16 protein-coding genes are annotated in these 18540 nt (G+C 67.2%); 9 read left to right on the top strand and 7 right to left on the bottom strand.

Features of this window, described 5'->3' with window-relative positions:
• Window positions 1-89: 89 nt before the first annotated feature.
• The 4 genes from FHY50_RS11620 to ku all read right to left on the bottom strand — a co-directional run bounded on the left by FHY50_RS11620 (window position 90) and on the right by ku (window position 7007).
• Window positions 90-974, bottom strand: coding sequence for a transglutaminase family protein (locus FHY50_RS11620; RefSeq protein WP_140231179.1), 885 nt, complete (start codon window positions 972-974; stop codon window positions 90-92).
• Window positions 974-3460, bottom strand: a complete 2487-nt coding sequence (locus FHY50_RS11615; protein WP_140230871.1) for a circularly permuted type 2 ATP-grasp protein — start codon at window positions 3458-3460, stop codon at window positions 974-976. The genes FHY50_RS11620 and FHY50_RS11615 overlap by 1 nt, the downstream gene beginning before the upstream one ends.
• Before the next feature lie 61 nt (window positions 3461-3521).
• Window positions 3522-6002, bottom strand: coding sequence for a DNA ligase D (ligD, locus tag FHY50_RS11610; protein ID WP_140230870.1), 2481 nt, complete (start codon window positions 6000-6002; stop codon window positions 3522-3524).
• Between the two features lie 126 nt (window positions 6003-6128).
• A complete protein-coding gene (gene ku, locus FHY50_RS11605; RefSeq protein WP_140230869.1) occupies window positions 6129-7007 on the bottom strand; it encodes a non-homologous end joining protein Ku in 879 nt (292 codons plus the stop codon).
• A 93-nt stretch (window positions 7008-7100) separates the two neighbouring features.
• On the opposite strand from ku, the gene pdxH reads away from it, so the two are divergent.
• The 3 genes from pdxH to FHY50_RS11590 are packed head-to-tail and all read left to right on the top strand — an operon-like array spanning window position 7101 to window position 9428.
• Window positions 7101-7679, top strand: coding sequence for a pyridoxamine 5'-phosphate oxidase (pdxH, locus tag FHY50_RS11600; protein WP_140230868.1), 579 nt, complete (start codon window positions 7101-7103; stop codon window positions 7677-7679).
• On the top strand, window positions 7676-8623 hold the full coding sequence (locus tag FHY50_RS11595) for a cation diffusion facilitator family transporter (RefSeq protein ID WP_140230867.1): 948 nt from the start codon (window positions 7676-7678) through the stop codon (window positions 8621-8623). Before pdxH ends, FHY50_RS11595 begins: the two co-directional genes overlap by 4 nt.
• Window positions 8624-8633: 10 nt before the next feature.
• Window positions 8634-9428, top strand: coding sequence for a PhzF family phenazine biosynthesis protein (locus FHY50_RS11590; protein WP_140230866.1), 795 nt, complete (start codon window positions 8634-8636; stop codon window positions 9426-9428).
• A gap of 1 nt (window position 9429) precedes the next feature.
• On the opposite strand, the gene FHY50_RS11585 is transcribed toward FHY50_RS11590, so the two are convergent.
• A complete protein-coding gene (locus FHY50_RS11585) occupies window positions 9430-10470 on the bottom strand; it encodes a serine hydrolase domain-containing protein (protein WP_140230865.1) in 1041 nt (346 codons plus the stop codon).
• A 24-nt stretch (window positions 10471-10494) separates the two neighbouring features.
• Between FHY50_RS11585 and FHY50_RS11580 the strand changes: the two genes are divergently transcribed.
• Window positions 10495-10815, top strand: coding sequence for a hypothetical protein (locus FHY50_RS11580; RefSeq protein WP_140230864.1), 321 nt, complete (start codon window positions 10495-10497; stop codon window positions 10813-10815).
• Here FHY50_RS11580 and mnmA read toward each other — a convergent pair.
• Window positions 10812-11924 (bottom strand): tRNA 2-thiouridine(34) synthase MnmA, encoded by a 1113-nt coding sequence (gene mnmA, locus FHY50_RS11575; protein ID WP_140230863.1) that lies wholly within the window; start codon window positions 11922-11924, stop codon window positions 10812-10814. The two genes, FHY50_RS11580 and mnmA, sit on opposite strands and share 4 nt — an antisense overlap.
• Window positions 11925-12057: 133 nt before the next feature.
• Between mnmA and FHY50_RS11570 the strand changes: the two genes are divergently transcribed.
• From FHY50_RS11570 to FHY50_RS11560, 3 genes are all read left to right on the top strand, one after another.
• A complete protein-coding gene (locus FHY50_RS11570; protein WP_180345117.1) occupies window positions 12058-12306 on the top strand; it encodes a hypothetical protein in 249 nt (82 codons plus the stop codon).
• An 84-nt stretch (window positions 12307-12390) separates the two neighbouring features.
• Complete coding sequence (sciP, locus tag FHY50_RS11565; protein ID WP_140230862.1) at window positions 12391-12690, top strand: CtrA inhibitor SciP; 300 nt, start codon at window positions 12391-12393, stop codon at window positions 12688-12690.
• A gap of 160 nt (window positions 12691-12850) precedes the next feature.
• A complete protein-coding gene (locus FHY50_RS11560) occupies window positions 12851-13102 on the top strand; it encodes a GlsB/YeaQ/YmgE family stress response membrane protein (protein ID WP_140230861.1) in 252 nt (83 codons plus the stop codon).
• A gap of 92 nt (window positions 13103-13194) precedes the next feature.
• Here the strand turns inward: FHY50_RS11560 and FHY50_RS11555 are convergent, their stop codons facing one another.
• A complete protein-coding gene (locus tag FHY50_RS11555) occupies window positions 13195-13920 on the bottom strand; it encodes an SIMPL domain-containing protein (RefSeq protein ID WP_244935346.1) in 726 nt (241 codons plus the stop codon).
• A gap of 224 nt (window positions 13921-14144) precedes the next feature.
• Here FHY50_RS11555 and FHY50_RS11550 point away from each other — a divergent pair, with 224 nt between their 5' ends.
• Window positions 14145-15356, top strand: a complete 1212-nt coding sequence (locus FHY50_RS11550) for an efflux RND transporter periplasmic adaptor subunit (RefSeq protein WP_140230860.1) — start codon at window positions 14145-14147, stop codon at window positions 15354-15356.
• 12 nt (window positions 15357-15368) lie between these two features.
• Window positions 15369-18512, top strand: a complete 3144-nt coding sequence (locus tag FHY50_RS11545; RefSeq protein WP_140230859.1) for an efflux RND transporter permease subunit — start codon at window positions 15369-15371, stop codon at window positions 18510-18512.
• Window positions 18513-18540 lie beyond the last annotated feature (28 nt).

The following is an 18540-nucleotide window of genomic DNA, read 5'->3' as shown; positions in this document are numbered from 1 at the left end:
TTGTTGCGTAGATGGTCCCGTACGGCGACATTCGCAAACGCTTCCGTACCTTTCGCCCCTCTTCGCCGGTGTCAGACCAAATGAACGGGTCAGGCACCTTCCATCGGCGCGACATCCACCGAAACCTGCATCTCCTGCGCCCCCGATCCCAGCACGATGCCGTCGATCGGTGCGATATCGGCATAGTCGCGCCCGATGGCGATGACGACGTGATCGGACGCCATCCAGATGCCGTTGGTCGGATCCAGCCCGATCCAGCCGCGATCCGGCCCGCACCACAACAGCACCCAGGCGTGCGTCGCGTCTGCGCCGACCAGCCGCTCCTGCCCCGGCGGCGGCAGCGTGCGCAGATATCCCGAGGCATAGGCAGCGGGCAATCCGGCCGAGCGCAGGCCGCAGATCATGATCTGCGCGAAATCCTGGCAGACGCCGACCCGCCGGGCGAAGGCTTCGGCCGGCGGGGTGTCGACCAGCGTCGCGCTCGGATCGAAGGTGAAGTCGCGCTGGATGCGCCGCGCCAGCGCGATTCCCGCTTCCAACGCATTGCGGTCCGGATCGAGATCCTGCGCGCACCACTCGGCGATCGGCGGATCGAGCGCGATCCGCGGCGAGGGATAGAGATAGCTTGCGGGACCGATCGGCGACAGGTCGCGGCTGGCGCGCGCCAGGCCTGCGACTTCGGCCAGCGTCGGGTCCTCCGGGCTCGGCACCGGCACCGCGCGGTCGACGGTGATCCGCGCCGCGCTTTCGATCGTCAGCGTCTTGACCGGCGTGTCGATCACCAGGCGCAGCACATTGGCCAGCCCCGCCTGCGCGCGGGCCGGCGCGGTCCGCCCCGAAGGCGAAACCGTCAGCGCATAGTCCTCGACCGTCTGCCCCGGCCAGTCGATCGGGCTCAGCCGCAGGTTGCAGCGCGCGAACTTGGCCGGCTGGGCATAGTCGAACGTCGTCACGTGACGGATCGCATAATGCATCATGCCAGCGTCAGTCCCCCCGCGCGCAGCGGCTCGGCGCCCTGCAGAAAATAGCGGCGGGCGATCGCTTCGGCGAGGCTGAAGATGCGCGCCTCGATCGCATCGAGCGCCGCCGCGTCGAGCGTAGCGGCGCGCGCCGTCTCGGTCATCGCCATCAGTTCCACCGCCAGCGCCTGTTGCGGCTCGGCGATGCCGTCGTCGCTCAGCACCGGCAGGCGCTTGAAATGCTCTCCCATCCGCGTCACCTGATAGGCGAGCCCGCGCGGATTGCCCGGGTCGAGCGCCACCAGGTCGATCACGGGCACCCGCGCGATCCCGGTCAGATAGCGCTGGCGATAGCTGATCTGGCTGTCGGCGAGATCGAGCAGGGTCGAAAGATCGTCGATGCTGGCGTCTGCCCCGGCAAACGCCCTGACGATGCGCACCGACTTGACCGCGCGCTCGATGCGGCGGCCGATATCGGCGAACGCCCAGGCATCGGTGCGTGCCAGATGCTCGGCCGAAATCCCCGCCAGCGCGGCATAGCGCCGCTGCAGCGTCCCGGCGCGGTCGAGGATGCCGCCCTTGACCGGAAATGGCGCGTCGAGCAGCCGGATCATGTCGGCGGGCAGGCGGTCGCGCGATCCCGCGCCGATGGTGCGCGCCTGCCGGTTGATGGCGCGCACGCTGTACCATTCATCGCTCGCCTCCAGCGCGGTGCGCGCGAACTGGGTCAGGTCGGCGCGGCGAAAGCTGGCGGGGAAGGGGGCGGCACCGCTAGCGGTGATCAGCCCCGCCAGCTTGCGGATCGTCGCTGAGGGCAGCGCGGCGCCGGTGTCGGCGCTGAACGAATGGCCCAGCAGCACGCGGATGATCGCGAGCAACGCCTCGCCGCGCTCGAGATAGCGGCCCAGCCAGAACAGATTATCGGCGACGCGGCTGGGCAATGTGCCGGGATTGCGGCGCAGCTGGACGCTGTCGACCGCGGGCAGCAGCGACACCGGCTCGACCGGTTCGGGGCCGTAGACGCAGACATCCGCCGACCAGCTGCCTTCGCCCATCACCGCGGCGCGGATGTCGGGATGCTCGCCGATCCGCGCGAAGCCCCCGGGAAGCACCGTCCATGCTCCGTCGCCGTCGCGCGCGGCAAAGACACGCAAGGTGAAAGGGCGCGGCGCGAGTGCACCGTCGATCGCCACCGGCATCGTCGACAGGCGCACGATTTCCTGCCCGACATAATCCTGCGGACGGCGCGCCATGTCGGCGATCAGTGCGGCGCGATCGCCGGGCGACAGGTCGGCGCCGACCACCGGCTCGCCGCCGGGCAAGCCTTGCGGTGCGACGCCGAACGCCGGCGCGACCACCATCGAATCCATGTCCCCCAGCACCTGTTCGAGTTCGCGCGGCTGGCCGCACCACCACGTCGCGATGTTGGGCAGCTTGAGCCCCTCTCCGGTCAGCCGTGTGGCCAGTGCAGGGAGGAACGCGGCGAATGCCGCCGATTCGAGCGCACCCGATCCCGGCGAATTGGCGACCACGACATTGCCCGCCGCCATCGCATCGACCAGTCCCGCGACGCCGATCGTCGAGCTGCTGTCGAATGCCAGCGGGTCGAGGAAACGGGGATCGACGCGGCGCCACAGCGCATCGATACGTTTCATCCCCGCGATCGTGCGCAGGAACAATTTGTCCTCGCGCACCGCCAGGTCGGCACCCTCGACCAGCAGGAAGCCCAGATACCGCGCGAGATGCGCCTGCTCGGCATAGCTGGGGTTGAAGCGTCCGGGGGTCAGCAGGCCGATGCGCGGGTCGCTGCGCTCGCACGACGCCGCCATCCCTTCGCGCACGCACGCGAAGAACGGCGCGTGCCGCTCGATGTTGAGCCGTCCCTGCAGGCCGCCCAGCGTGCGCGCGATCGCCAGCCGGTTTTCGAGCGCATAACCCGCACCGGTCGGCGCGCGCAGCTGGTCGCCCAGCACGCGCCATTCGCCGGTTGGCCCGCGGCACAGATCGACCGCCATGAAATGCAGGTGATGTCCGCCGGGCGGATCGAGTCCGAGCATCGGCCGCAGGAAGTACGGGCTGCCCGTCACCAATGCCGCCGGGATCAGCCCCTGCGCGACCAGCCGTCCCTCGCCGTACAGGTCGGCCAGCACGGTTTCGAACAGGTCGGCGCGCTGGCGCACGCCCGCATCGATCTCCGCCCAGTCGGCGGCGTCGATCAGCAGCGGAATCGGTGACAGCGGCCAGGGACGCTCGTCACTTTCGCCAGCAATCCTGAAGCCGGTGCCGATATCGTCGGCCTGGCGCTGCGCCCGCTCGCGCGCCTGGGTCAGCGAATCGCCTGATGCGGTCGCCAGTTCCTCGAGCAGCGCCTGCCACGCGATGCGCGCGTCGCCATCGGTGCCGCACAGCACGTCGCCGCGCGGGCGGCCGCCGCAATATTCCGCGATCCAGCGATCGGCGATGATGCCGGCATCGAACAGTCCGGCAACCTGGCTGGCCATGCAATTTTCCCCGTCGCGGGCGACGTGACCACATCGCTTGCTGGGGTGCAACAAGCAACGGTCACAAATCGGGCAGTACCTGCTCGGCCACGCCCCATCCCTTCAGCCCGCGCCCGTTCGCGCGTTCGACCAGCACCGCCGTATCGCGCAGGCCGAACCGCGCAGGCGTGTCGATGTCGCCAAGCTCGGCCCAGCTGACCGGAGCCGCCACCGGCGCGCCAGGCCGGGCGCGCACGACATAAGGCAGCACCGCGGTCGATCCGCGCTGGTTGCGCAGCCAGTCGAGGAAGATGCGCCCCTTCCGCTTGGCCTTGCTCATCGTCGCGGTGTAGCGATCGGGCTCGGCATGCGCGAGCGCGCGGCAGAAGCGTTCGGCGAACGATTTGATTTCAGGCCATTCCGCCTTCGGCGTCAACGGCGCGATCACGTGCACGCCCTTGCCGCCCGACAGCATTGCGAAGCTGGCCAGCCCTATGTCGCCCAGCTGCCGCTTGATATCCAGCGCCGAGCGCTTGACGTCCTCGAAATCCAGTCCCTCGTCGGGGTCAAGGTCGAACACCAGCCGATCGGGTTTCTCGACGTCGCCGACGCGCGATCCCCAGCCATGGAATTCGATCGTTCCCATCTGGACGCAGGCGCGCAGGCCGTCGGCGCTGTCGATATAGAGATAGGGTTCGGTGCCGCCGTCCTTTTCGCGGATGTCGACGTGATGGACCTGCTCGCCGAAACTGCCGGCATCGTGCTTCTGGAAGAAGCATTGCTTGGCGCGCCCCTGCGGACACCGCACCAGGCTGATCGGGCGATCGGCGATCCACGGCAACGCGATCCCCGCGACCGCGGCATAATAATCGGCAAGCTCGCTTTTGGTGATGCCGTCGCCCGGGAAGATCACGCGGTCGCCGCTGCTGATCTTGATGTTGGAAGCGGGGGCAGGGGGTGCGGGTTCGGCGCGCTCGGGCCGGACGTCCGCTGCCGCCTTGTCTCCGCGCAACCCGATGAAGCTAGCGTGGCGCAGGACGTTGTCGGGGGTGAACTCGGCGAACGCGATCTCTGCGACCAGCCTCGGCGTCACCCATCGCGCCCCGCGCACCGCCGCCTTGGGCGCATCGACCGTCGCGGTTTTGCGCGCGAGCTTGCCCAGCTTGCCCATCAGCATGTCCATCATCGCCGCGTCGAAGCCGGTCCCGACCTTGCCGGCATAGACCAGCCCGTCATCGCCGTGCTGGCCGAGCAACAGCGACTTGAACCCGCGCCCGCGCGGCGACGACGGCAGCCAGCCGACGATCACGAATTCCTGCCGCCGCGTGCATTTGACCTTGAGCCACGCCTTGCTGCGCGTGCCGCGATACGGCGCGTCGATCCGCTTCGACACGATCCCCTCATAGCCTTCGCGGCACATCGTCTCGAACAGTTGCTCGCCCGCGCCGATGACATGTTCGGCGAACTGGATGCGGTCGTCGCACTCCGCCAGCACCCCGCGCAGCCGCTCCTTGCGCTCGACCTGCGGCAGTGTGGTCAGGTCCGCGCCGTCCAGCATCAGCAGGTCGAACGCGAACAGCGTCATGTCGCCGCCATCCTTGATCGCCGCCTGCAGCGAGGAAAAATCGGGTTTGCCACGCTTGAACGCGACGATCTCGCCGTCGATCAGGGCGGGGGGCAGGGCGGTAGACGCTTCGGCGATCCCGGAAAACTTGGTGGTCCAGTCGAGGCCGCTGCGGGTGAAAACCTTCGCCGCGCCGCCACCGGTGGCGACCAGCGCGCGGTAGCCGTCATATTTGACCTCGTGCAGCCATTGGTTGCCGCTCGGGACTGAGTCGACCAGCGTGGCGAGTTGGAGTTCCTCGAACCCAGCCATAGCCCCGTCATTCCGGCGACCGCGGGAACCCAGCTTCTTCTTGTCCTGCCCGGCGGCGGAAAGACCCAGGCTGGATCGCCGCGTTCGCGGGGATGACGGTGAGGGAGCCTTTCCTTCCGCGATCTCCGCCATCGTCCTTCCGGTCGCCACGCTGGTCAACGCCGTCTCGACCAGCGTATCCGATCCGCCGGCATGCGCGTCGTCAATCTTGCGCAGCAGCCAGTTCTCGCGTTTCTCCTTGGGGCGGCCCTTCAACCGGATCAGCAGCCATTCGCCCTTCATCCGCTCGCCCTCGACGATGAAGTGCAGATGTCCCTTTTCCAGATCCTTGGCCGACTTGCCCGCGATGGGCGCCCAGGTGCCGCGATCCCACAGCATCACCGTGCCGCCGCCATATTCCTCCTTCGGGATCGTCCCCTCGAACGTCGCATAGGACAGCGGGTGGTCCTCGGTGCGGACCGCCAGCCGCTTGTCTTCGGGGTTCAGGCTCGGCCCGCGCGTCACCGCCCAGCTCTTGAGCACGCCATCGACTTCCAGCCGCAAGTCCCAGTGTAGCCGCGTGGCATCGTGCTTCTGCACCATGAACATATTGCCCTTGCCCGGCTCCAATGTGCCCGCAGGCTCGGCGGTGCGGGCGAAATCGCGCTTGGCGTTATAGGCGGCGAGCGGGTCGGGCTTGGCGGTCACTGCCGCCTCCCACCATCATCACCGCCTGCCACCCCTCCGTTCGTTTCGAGCGAAGTCGAGAAACTTGGGCTGGGCACTAGCTCGCGGTTTCTCCATTTCGCCTGAAACCGACGAGAGGGGAGCGGGTCACGCACGCTTGCGCGCCGGGGCTTTGGCCGGTGTCTTTTTGGCGGCAGCCGCTTTCTTCGCCGCAGGCTTTTTGGCAGGAGTCTCGCCCGGCTTTTCGAGCGATTTCTTGAGCGCCGCCATCAGATCGACCACGTTCGATCCGCGCTGCGCCGGTTCCTTGTCGTCGGTATCGACGATCTTGCCGCCTTTCGCCTTTACCTTGCGCGCGATCAGGTCCTTGAGCGCGTCGACATAGCGATCGTGAAACTTGGCCGGATCGAATTTCGCGGTCTTCTTGGCGATCAGCGATTCGGCGAGGTCGAGCAGGTCCTCGTCGGGTGCCGCGTCGGGGATCTCGCGGAAATAGCCCTGTGCCTTGTGGACCTCGTCGGCATAGCGCAGCGTCTCGAGCACCATGCCGCGCCCGCACGGTTTCAGGCTGACGACATATTCGCGCCCCCGCAGCGCCAATTGCCCCAGCCCGACCTTCTTGGTGCGCTTCAGCGCCTCGCGCAGGACGATGAACGCCTCCTCGGCGAGGTCGTCGGCGGGCACCACGAAATAGGGCTTTTCATAATAAAGCACGTCGATCTCGTGCGCGTCGACGAACTGGGTGAGCTCGAGCGTCTTCTTCGATTCGAGCTTCACCGCGTCGATCTCGTCCTGTTCGAGCAGGACATAGCTGCCCTTCTCGACCTCATAGCCCTTGAGGATGTCCTCGGCATCGACCGATCCGACACCGGTGACGACCTTGTCATACTTGATCGGCTTGCCCGACGGTTCGTGGATCTGGCGGAACGACACCTGCGCGCCCGATTTGGTGGCGGTGTAGATTTCGACCGGGATCGACACCAGCGCCAGCCTGATCTGTCCCTGCCAATAGGCGCGCGCGGCCATCACCGTCTCCCCGGTCGTTGCGAGGCCGATTCAAAGCACGAGCGCACGCATCGTTCCTCGACAAAATGCGTATCCTGGGGGTAATGCGGCGCGATGGCAGACGATCCGATCGCCCTGTTCGACGCCTGGTATGCCGAGGCGCAGGCCAGCGAGCCGAACGACCCCAATGCGATGGCATTGGCGACGGTCGGCGCGGATGGCCAGCCGTCGGTGCGGATGGTGCTGCTCAAGGGGCATGGCGCCGACGGATTCGTATTTTACACCAACCGCGAAAGCCGCAAGGCGGGCGACCTGCGCGCCGCGGCAAAGGCGGCGCTGCTGTTTCACTGGAAGTCATTGCGGCGGCAGGTTCGGATCGAAGGGCCGGTGGCGCATGCCAGCGACGCCGAATCCGACGCCTATTTCGGCACTCGCAGCCGCGATTCGCAGCTCGGCGCTTGGGCGTCGGACCAGTCGCGGCCGCTTGCCGATCGCGCCACGTTCGAGGCGCGCTTCGCTGAGATGCAGGCGCGGTTCGATGGGCGGGACGTGCCGCGCCCCCCGCACTGGGGCGGCTATCGCGTGACGCCGCACCAGATCGAATTCTGGCAGGACCGTGCTCACCGGCTGCACGAACGTCGCGTATTCACCGCCGGAGCGAGCGGCTGGAGCGAAGGGATGCTCTACCCATGACGCTCGACGAACGCCGCCGCTTCATTCCCTTCGCGCTGCGCGCCGCGCTGGCCAGCGTCGCCACCGCGTGCTTCCTGCTCGCGCTCAAGGGGTTTGCTGCTTGGCATACCGGATCGGTTGCGATGCTCGGCAGCCTCGCCGACACCGGGCTCGACCTGCTTGCCAGTCTCGTCACCTTGTACGGCGTCCGGCTGGCGGCCGAGCCTGCCGACCACGACCATCGCTTCGGACACGGCAAGGCGGAAGCGCTGGCGGCGCTGTTCCAGGTCGGGCTCATCACCGCGTCGGCGGTCGGGATCGCGTGGCGCGCGATTCTGGCGTTTCAGATGCCGCGCCAGACCAGCGACGGCGAGTTCGGCATCGCCGTGTCGCTGATCGCGATCGCCGCGACCGCCTTGCTGCTATGGTATCAGCGCAGCGTCATCCGCAAAACCGGATCGGTCGCGATCCTCGCCGACAACGTCCATTACCAGTCCGACCTGCTGCTCAACGGCGCGGTGATCGCGGCGATCGCGCTCGATCAGTTTTTGGGATTGAGCTGGGCCGACCCGGTGTTCGGCATCGCCATCGCGCTGTGGCTCGGCTGGGGCGCGTTCAAGGCCTCGTCGAACGCGATCGATCAGCTGATGGACAAGGAATGGCCCGAGGAGCAGCGGGCGCGTTTCATCGAGGTCGCCGCGCGCCAGCCGGGCTTGCAGGGCATCCACGATTTTCGCACCCGCCGTTCGGGCAGCCACGACTTCGCGCAGTTCCACATGGAAGTCGACGGCGCGCTCACTGTCGGGGCCGCGCACGACATCGTCGAGGATGTCGAAAAGGCGCTGCGCCGCGCCTTTCCCAAGGTCGAGGTGCTGATCCATCTCGATCCCGCAGGCCATGTCGACACCGACAATCCGCTCGTCGAGGCCGACGTGACCCCGCATTGGTTCGCCAAGCGGATATGAGGCGCCCGGCATGAAGCTGCCGTTCGCGCAGGTCGATGCGTTCGCCGATCGTCCGTTCACCGGCAATCCCGCGGCGGTGATCCCGCTCGATGCCTGGCTGGACGACGCCGTCCTCCAGGCGATCGCCGCGGAGAACAACCTGAGCGAGACCGCGTTCGTCGTTCCTGACCCAAGCGGAGCGACGGACTATGAACTGCGCTGGTTCACGCCCGCGATCGAGGTCGCCTTGTGCGGTCATGCGACGCTGGCGAGCGGACATGTCCTGTTGTCGGGCGATCCCGCGCGCGACCGCGTGACCTTTGCCACGCGCAAGGCGGGAACGCTGTGGGTCGAACGGCACGACAGCGGCTATCGCATGGCCTTGCCCACCTACCGCGCCGAGCCGAAGCCGCTGCCGAACACGCTTGCAGCGCTTGGCCTCGCCCATGCCGACGCGACTTTGTGGCATCCCGGCGGCTACAGTCTGGTCGTGCTGGGCAGCGCCGACTCCGTGCGCGCGGTCCGGCCCGATTTCCGGGCGCTGACGGGCTCCGAAGATATCCTCACCATCGTCACTGCACCCGGAAGCGAAGCCGATGTCGTCAGCCGCGTGTTCGCGCCGTTCGCCGGCATCGACGAGGATCCGGTGACCGGTTCGGCGCATGCGGTGCTCACGCCCTATTGGTCCGACCGCCTCGGCCGCGAAACCTTTACCGCGTTCCAGGCCAGCGTGCGTGGCGGTCGGGTGACGTGCGAACTGGCGGGCGACCAAACGCTGCTGACCGGCCAATGCGTGACCGTGATCGAGGGATGGTTCCGGCTATAGGCTATTCGACCAGCGGATCGAGCACGTCGCCAAGCGCCGCGCGCACCGCGGCCAGCTGATCGTCCTGGGTCTTCCCGAGCCGCACCAGCACCACGCTTCGCGGCGTTGCCGTGCCGGGAACGGTGCCCCGGGCGGCTATCACATACTGGCCGAGATGCCCCAGCGCCGCCACCGTCGTGTCCGGACCTTTGCCCGGAAAGAGCGCGTCGTCCGCCCCCGCCGTGTTGAGCCACGTCTGCCCCCCATAATGGCCGTTGGTCGGCGACGGCGCCTTCATGAAGGCCAGCCAGCCGGGCGCAATTACCTGTGTTCCGTCCGCAGCCCGCCCGTCCAGCAGCAGCGTGCCGATCCGTCCCCAGTCGTCCAGCCCCATGTGCAGGATCGACCCGCCAATCTGTGTCCCTGCACCGTCGAATTCGAGGAACGCGGTGGTGATCCCGGCGGGGCGCAGCAACCGTTCCTCCGCAAAGCGTCGATACGCCGCCGCCCGCACCCGCGGCTCGCGGCTGTCGGTCAACGTGCGGGTGATGATCTCCGACAGGATCAGCGTCGTCATCGAGCTGTATTCGAACCGCTGCCCCGGCGCCGCCTCGAGCGGCTTGGCGATCGCGCGTGCCGCCATGTCCTGCGTGCCGCCGACGAACAGGATCTGGTTGGTGTCCGAATTCTCGATCGGTTCGCCGACTTCGGTATGGTCGAGCCCCGAGGCCATGTGCAGCAATTGCCGCAGCGTGATGCGACGGCGTGCGTCGTCCGCCCATTCGGCGACCGGAGCGGGCGCGTCGAGTTGCAGTCGTCCGTCGGCGACCAGTTCGCCGACCAGCATCGCCGTGATCGTCTTGGCCATCGACCAGCTGATGAAGCGGTTGGCGTCGGAATAGCCCGGCGCATAGCGCTTTTGCGCGACCCTGCCGTCGATCAGCATCAGCACGCCGCGCGTCTCGCCTTGCCCTGCGGCGAACAGCGGGTCGGTCGAAGGCGGGGGGACGACCGTCGTGCCCCCCAGCATCAACGCGGCGAAGAGGACGATAGGCAAGCGCATTCGGGCAGACTAGGCTCGCCGGAGATGAAGACAAGAAGCAAGATCGGCTGGTCGCTGCTTGCGATACTGCTGCTACTGGCGGCGGGCGCGTTCGCCTATATCCGCTCGATGCAGCCGCAACTGGCATTGGGCGTCGGCTATGGCGCTCGGGTCGCCTGCGCGTGCCGGTACATCGGCAATCGCCCGCTTGCGCAATGCTATGCCGATTTCGAACCGGGGATGGAGCCGATCACGCTGACCGATGATCCTGCTACCCGCACCGTCACCGCGTCGGTACCACTGATCGCCAGCCGCTCGGTCACCTTCGATCCCGAACTCGGCTGCCAGCCCGAGCCGCTGCGTTAGGCAGCGAGCATCGCGGCGGCAGGCTCGGTCGCGGTGATCCAGCCGCCGCCCAGCACGCGGTCGCCGTCGTACAGCGCGGCTGCCTGACCGGGGGCGACGCCATATTCCGGCGCCTCGAACGCCACCGTCGCGCCATCGAAGCGGGCAGGAACCGGGCGTGCCAGTGAGCGGACCTTGACGGTCAGCGGTCCGGTGTGCGCGCCGCCGATCCAGTTGACCCGCTCGATCCGCGCCGATGCTACCGCCAGCGCTGCCTTCGGTCCAACGACCACGCGCTTGGTGTGCGGCTCGAGCCGGACGACGTAGAGCGGCTCGGCCTGACCGCCAATCTCCAAACCCCGGCGCTGGCCGACGGTGTAGTGGATGATGCCCGCATGCCGGCCCAGCACCCGCCCCGCCAGATCGACGATCTCGCCGCCATCGACGGCATCGGGGCGCAGCTTGCGAACCAGCGACGCGTAATCGCCGTCGGGGACGAAGCAGATGTCCTGGCTGTCGGGCTTGGCCGCGACCGTCAGCCCGAACGCCTCAGCAAGCGCGCGGACTTCCGCCTTGGGCAGGCCGCCGAGCGGAAAGCGCAGATAGTCGAGCTGTTCCTGCGTCGTCGCGAACAGAAAATAGCTCTGGTCGCGCGCCGGATCTATCGCGCGGTGCAGTTCGGCGCCGGCCGGACCTTCGACGCGGCGAACATAATGACCGGTGGCGAGGCAGTCGGCGCCCAGATCACGGGCAAGCCGGAACAGATCGGTGAACTTCGGACCCATATTGCATTGTACGCATGGGATCGGCGTGCGCCCGGCGAGATACTCGTCGGCGAAATCGTCGATCACCTGCGTGCGAAAGCTGCTTTCGTGATCGAACACATAATGCGCGATGCCGAGCCGGTCGCACACCGCGCGCGCATCGCGGATGTCGCGCCCCGCGCAGCAGCTGCCCGCGCGTCCGGTCGCCTCGCCATGGTCGTACAGCTGCAGCGTGACGCCGATCGTCTCTGCCCCGGTCTGCGCGGCAAGCGCGGCGACGACCGAGCTGTCGACGCCGCCCGACATGGCGACGACGATCCGGCGCGCCTGGGGCGGCGCGGGCAGCTGGAAATCCCCGATCGGCATGGACGCCATGTAGGCAAAAGAACGCCGGGTTGCAAAAAACCCCTGCTCAGGCGCGCGATCGCGCTCCTTTACCGGTGATTCAGCGGCCATCGCTACATGCGGGGTTCGAGTCGCAACCGTTCAGGATCGCCCGTTGGACCTCAGCTTCGCCTTCCACGATCAAGCCCGTCCGATCCGCGCCTTGCCGGCCGGGCTCGCGGTCCTGCTCGCCGGCATCGCGGCGCGACAGGCGGCAAGTCCGACGGCGCGGTTGCAGGCGATGCTCGACCGCGCGCCCGGCGAGGGTCGTCACCCCCGCTTTGAGGCTCCGGCTGCGTTCAACCGTGCCACCGCTGCGACGCTCGCACGGCAGCGGCTGGCGATGAACGTGGTGTTTACCTAGCGGCTTTAAGCGATGTTCAAGGGTGGTGCGCTACAGGCGTCGTTACGGTGTTCAAGGGGCCCCCGCCCCGATCGAGGTTAGTGGATGATCGAGAACCAGAAAATTCGGCCTGCCAAGGTCATCGGCCCGCTCGGCGAGCCGCTGACGCTCGACACGCTGCCGCCGCCCAGCACCACGCGCTGGGTCGTTCGGCGCAAGGCGGAAGTGGTCGCGGCAGTCAATGGCGGGTTGCTTACCGTGGACGAGGTCTGCGACCGATATGGCCTCACCGTCGAGGAATTCGCCGGATGGCAGCGCGCGATCGACCGTTCCGGGATGCCCGGCCTGCGCGTGACGCGCATCCAGCATTACCGTTCGCTGTACGAGCGCCAGCGCAAATATTGAGGTATCAAAGGCGACTGCGCCGCCGACTCTTCCCAGCGCGGACAACGGTTCGTCGCATTGCCGGACGGTTGTTCAAAACGCAGACGGAACAAACCACTGCTTTCGCGAGTCCTAGCACCCGTCGGTCGGATACCAATCCGGCATAACGGAGGGACTTATCATGGGTTTGATTATCTGGCTTATTGTCGGCGGTGTCGTAGGCTGGCTCGCCAGCATCATCATGCGCACCGATGCACAGCAGGGCATCATCCTGAACATCGTCGTCGGCATCGTCGGTGCGTTCATCGCGTCGCTGATCTTCGGTCAGAACATCAATGACGGCATCACCGTGATGAGCTTCCTCACGTCGCTGGTGGGCGCGGTGATCCTGCTGGCGATCGTCAACCTCGTGCGCCGCGGCCGGGTCCGGTAACGCCGCGATCCGAGAACAGGCAAAAGGCCGCTCCAGCGATGGAGCGGCCTTTTCGTTGCGTGGGGGAAGTCCGCACCCAACCGCTGCGCTGCTCAGCGCAGCAGGAAGCGCACCCATAGCTGCGCGGTGATGTCCTGCTCGCCCGGCACCACCTCGGTAGCGTCCTTGGCTTCCATCCGCGCGCTCATCATCACCGGCATCGGACCGACCGGCGGTTGCTGCTGCTCGCTGATCGACAGGACACGTTCGACGCGCAGCCCTGCGGCACGGGCGTAGAGTTCGGCGCGGGCGCGGGCGCGCTTGACGGCATTGGTGCGGGCCTCGTCCATCGCCGGATCGGGATCGGCCAGGCCCAGCGTCGGACCATCGATCGAGTTGGCGCCTTCGCGGACGAGCGCATCAAGGATCGTGCCGCTGCGGGCGATATCGCGGAACCGGACCGTGACACGGTTCGACGCCTGATAGCCGGTGATGACGGGCGGCTGGTTCTCGGCATAGCGATATTGCGGGCTGAGCCCGATCGTCGAGGTCTGGATGTCGCGGTCGGCCACGCCGGCCCGCTTGAGCGCTGCGGTGACCCGCGCCATCGCCGCGGAATTGGCGGTCATCGCCGCCGCGGCGGTTGCCGACTGGGTGACCACGCCGGCGTTGATCGTGGCAAGGTCGGGGACGCGCGTCGTGCGCCCTTCCGCAACCACGTCGAGCAGCGTCGCGTCGAGCAGCATCGGCGGTTGCGCAGCGGGCTGGGTCTGCGCCGCGGCGGGGACGAGCGCGAGCAGCGGCAGCGCGGTCGCCGAAATCAGAAGTTTGCGGATCACTTGGGTTCCTCCCGTATCAGACAATGAACATGCGTCATGCAGCAGGACGCAGCAACCCGCGATGAACCGCAAGCCGTCATTCGGCGGGACCCGGAAATCCTTGCGATTTCGCAAAAAAACAGGCAGTGGGTGCCGCGTGCCGGAACCGCTTGAGGTCGGTGCCTTATTCCTATAACACAGCCCGTGGGCAACGCGGCGAAGGGGCCGGAGCGGAAGTGGCGCAAATGAACTATGAAACGGGTGGAATCGGACCGGGCGAGGCGATCGCGATCGAGGATGGTCGCGAAGGGCGTCCGCGCCGTCGGCGCTGGATCATCGTCGCTGCCATCCTCCTGATCGTCGCGGCGCTGGCGGCGGCGGCGTATTTCTTCCGCAGCGGCGAGGCCGAGGGCGAAGCTGGAACGGCTGCACCGGGCGCGGCGGCGCCCGCCGGTGGCGGCCAGATTCCCAGCGTCACCGTCGCCGTGCCCGGCCGCGTCACCGTGACCAAGGTGGTGAGCGGCACCGGCGCGATCGCCGCGCGCCGCGAGATGCCGGTCGGCGTCGCCGGCGAGGGCGGGCTGGTGACGCGCGTGCTGGTCGAGCCGGGCAGCTGGGTGAACAGCGGCCAGGTGCTGGCGACCGTCGATCGCTCGGTGCAGGCACAGACTGCGGCGTCGCTCGCCGCGAGCGTGCGGGTGGCGCAGGCCGACGCCGATCTCGCGCAGGCGCAGCTCGAACGCGCCAACCAGCTGGTCGATCGCGGCTTCATCTCGCGCGCCGACATCGATCAGCGCACCGCCACCCGCGATGCCGCAGTCGCGCGCGTCCGCGTCGCACAGGCGCAGCTTCAGGAAGCCCAGGCGCGCAACGGCCGTCTCGATATCCGCGCGCCCGCCGCCGGCCTGGTGCTGACCCGCGCGGTCGAGCCGGGCCAGATCGTCAGTTCGGGCAGCGGCGTTCTGTTCCGCGTCGCGATGGGTGGACAGATGGAGATGCGCGCGCAGTTGAGCGAAAGCGACCTCGCGCGCGTCAGCGTCGGCGTTCCCGCCGAGATCCAGCCTGTCGGTTCGGAGGAAACCTTTTCGGGCGAAGTCTGGCAGGTATCACCGGTGATCGATCCGCAGACGCGGCAGGGGATCGCGCGCATCGCCGTGCGTTACGATCGCGCGCTGCGTCCCGGGGGTTTCGCCAGCGCGCGCATCCAGACCGGCGCAACGACCGCGCCGATGCTCCCCGAATCGGCGGTGCTCAACGATCAGCAGGGCAGCTTCGTCTATATCCTCGATGCCGAGAACAAGGCGCAGCGGCGTCCGGTGACGGTCGGCGACGTGTCCGATGCCGGCGTCGCGATCGCCAGCGGCATTACCGGCACCGAACGCGTCGTGCTGACCGCCGGCGCGTTCCTGAACCCGGGGCAGAAGGTCGTGCCCACCCTCACCACGCTCAAGCGATAGGCGCATCGTCCGATGAACTTCCGCAACATCTCGGCCTGGTCGATCCGCAATCCGGTGGCGCCGATCGTGCTGTTCCTCGCGCTCACCATCGCAGGGATCGTCAGCTTCGTGCGGATGGACGTCAACCAGGACCCAGACATCGAGTTTCCGGTCGCGATCGTCGTCATCAGCCAGCCGGGCGCTGCGCCGTCCGAGCTGGAAACGCAGATCACCCAGCGCGTCGAGGCGGCGGTGCGCGGCGTCCAGGGCATTGACCAGATCGAATCGAACATCACGGAAGGGCAGTCGACGACGATCGTCCAGCTCGACATCGGCACCCCCATCGACCGCGCCGTCACTGACGTACGCGAAGCGGTCAACACGATCCGCGGCGACTTGCCCGAAGGCATCCTCGAGCCGCAGGTCTACCGCGCCAACACCACCGACAACGATCTCGCCAGCTTTACCGCGATCACCACCGACATGACGGTCGAGGAATTGAGCTGGTATGTCGACAATACCGTAGCCAAAGAATTGCTGTCGGTTCCCGGCCTGTCGACCGTCGATCGCATCGGCGGCGTCGATCGCGAGATCCGCGTGATCCTCGATCCCCTGAAGCTGCAGTCGCAGGGGCTGACCGCCAGCCAGGTCAACCAGGCGCTGCGCCAGGTCAATGTCGATGCCGCGGGCGGTCGTGCGGAGATCGCCGGTTCCGAACAATCGGTGCGCGTGCTCGGCAATGCCGACACCGCGTTCGCGCTCGGCCAGACGCAGATCTCGGTCGGTGCAGGGCGCAGCGTCCGCCTCGCCGATATCGCCGAGGTGCGCGACCTGTATGGCGAGCGGCGCTCGACCGCAGAATATAACGGCAAGCAGGTGCTGACTTTCGACATCAAGCGGTCGAAGGGCGCGTCCGACGTCACCGTCTTCCACGAAGCGCAGGCCAAGCTCGAGGCGCTGGAAAAGCGCAATCCCGATGTCCGCTTCGAACTGCTTTTCAACAATGTCGAGCAGACCGAGGATCAGTATAACAGCGCGATCGAGGCGATGGTCGAAGGCGCCATATTGGCGGTGATCGTCGTATTCCTGTTCCTGCGCGACTGGCGTGCGACGATCATCTCGGCGCTGGCGATCCCGTTGTCGGCGATCCCGACCTTCTGGTTCCTCGACATGATGAACTTCACGCTCAACCAGATGACGCTGCTGGCATTGAGCCTGGTCGCTGGCGTGCTGGTCGACGACGCCATCGTCGAGATCGAGAATATTGTGCGGCACATGCGGATGGGCAAATCCGCCTATCAGGCATCGATCGACGCCGCCGACGAGATCGGCCTCGCCGTGCTGGCGACGACGATGGCGATCGTCGCGGTGTTCCTGCCAGTCGGGCTCATGCCCGGCATCTCTGGACAGTTCTTCAAGAATTTCGGTCTCACCGTCGTGGCTGCCGTCCTGATGAGCTTGGCCGTGGCGCGGCTGATCACGCCGATGATCGCCGCCTATTTCCTGAAATCACACGGCCATGCCAGCCACGGCGAGAGCTGGATCATGGACCGCTATGTCGGCATCCTGCGCTGGACGCTGCGGCATCGCTGGGTGGCGATCGTCGGCGGTGCGGCGTCGCTGGTCGCGACGGTGCTGGTGTTCATGCAGTTGCCGCAGACCTTCCAGCCGACGCAGGACAACGACAATTCGACTGCGTCGATCGAGATGGTGCCAGGCACCACGCTCGAACAGACCAAGGCGGTGGTCGATCGCGTCGCCAACCTTCTTGCGGCGCAGCCCGCCGTGGCCGACGTCTATGCGCGCAGCTATGTCGGCAATGGCCGCGTCACTGCCAAGCTCAAGGATCAGGACGAGCGCGACGTCACCAGCATCGAGTTCGAACGCGACCTCGCGCCCGAACTCAACAAGATTCCCGACGCACGCGTGTCGTTCCAGTCGCAGTTCGGCTGGGGGTCGAGCGGGCGCGACATGACGATCACGCTAGGCGGCGAGGATCCCGAACTGCTCAACCAGACCGCGATCAAGATCATGGCCGAGATGAGCCGGTTGCCGACGCTGGTTGCGCCGCGCATTTCGGGCGACCTGCAACGGCCGGAGATCGTCATCACCCCGCGGCTCGACCTCGCCGCCAGCCTGGGCGTGACGACGCAGGCGCTGTCGAGCGCGATCCGTATCGCGACGCTTGGCGATATCGACCAGAACAGCGCACGCTTCTCTCTGTCGGATCGCCAGATCCCGATCCGCGTGGCGCTCGCAGAGGACTCGCGCGAACGGCTGTCGACGATCGAGAATCTGCCGGTGCCGACGCAGAGCGGCGGCGCGGTCCCGCTCAACGTCGTCGCCGATATCAGCTTCGGATCAGGCCCGACCCGCGTCGACCGCATCAACCAGCAGCGCCGCCTGATGCTCGGCGCCGATCTCGCGCCCGGCGTGATCTCGGGCGACGCGCAGAAGCAGATCGACGCCTTGCCGACGATGCAGAACCTGCCGATCGGGGTCACGCGACTGACGCTCGGCCAAGCCAAGTGGCAGGCGGAGATGATCACCAACTTCATCGTCGCGGTGGTGTCGGGAATCCTGCTCGTCTTCGCGGTGCTGGTGCTGCTCTACAAGCGGGTCATGCCACCCTTCGTCAACATGGGCTCGCTGCTGCTCGCGCCGCTGGGCGGGCTGATCGCGCTGTGGATCACCGGCGATGCGGTATCGATGCCGGTCTATATCGGGTTGCTGATGCTGCTCGGCATCGTCGCCAAGAACTCGATCCTGCTGATCGACTTCGCGCTCGAGGAGATGGAAAAGGGCGTCGACAAGTTCACAGCGATCGTCGACGCCGGGCACAAGCGCGCGCAGCCGATCGTGATGACGACGGTGGCGATGGTCGCGGGCATGGTGCCGACGGCGTTGTCGATCGGCGGCGCCAATTCGTGGCGCGCGCCGATGGGGGTGACGGTGATCGGCGGGTTGCTGCTGTCGACCCTGCTCACGCTGTTGCTGGTGCCGGCGACGTTCAGCTTGGCGGTGGGGATCGAGCGCTGGATCGGGCCGCGGCTGTCGCGGCGCCTGCTTACCTATCGTCCCGGCGACGACGGCAAGCCGGTGGGTCCGGCGATCGACCACCAGCCCGGCGGGCATATCGGCTATCGCGGCGACGAGGGATCGCAGCCGGCGGAGTGAACCTTCCCCGCGCTCGGGGATTGGTTCG

Origin of the sequence: Sphingomonas japonica (assembly GCF_006346325.1) — a bacterium.
Classification (GTDB): domain Bacteria; phylum Pseudomonadota; class Alphaproteobacteria; order Sphingomonadales; family Sphingomonadaceae; genus Sphingomonas; species Sphingomonas japonica.
The sequence above is the reverse complement of the archived record's forward strand: the minus strand, read 5'-3'. Positions and strand labels throughout refer to the sequence as shown.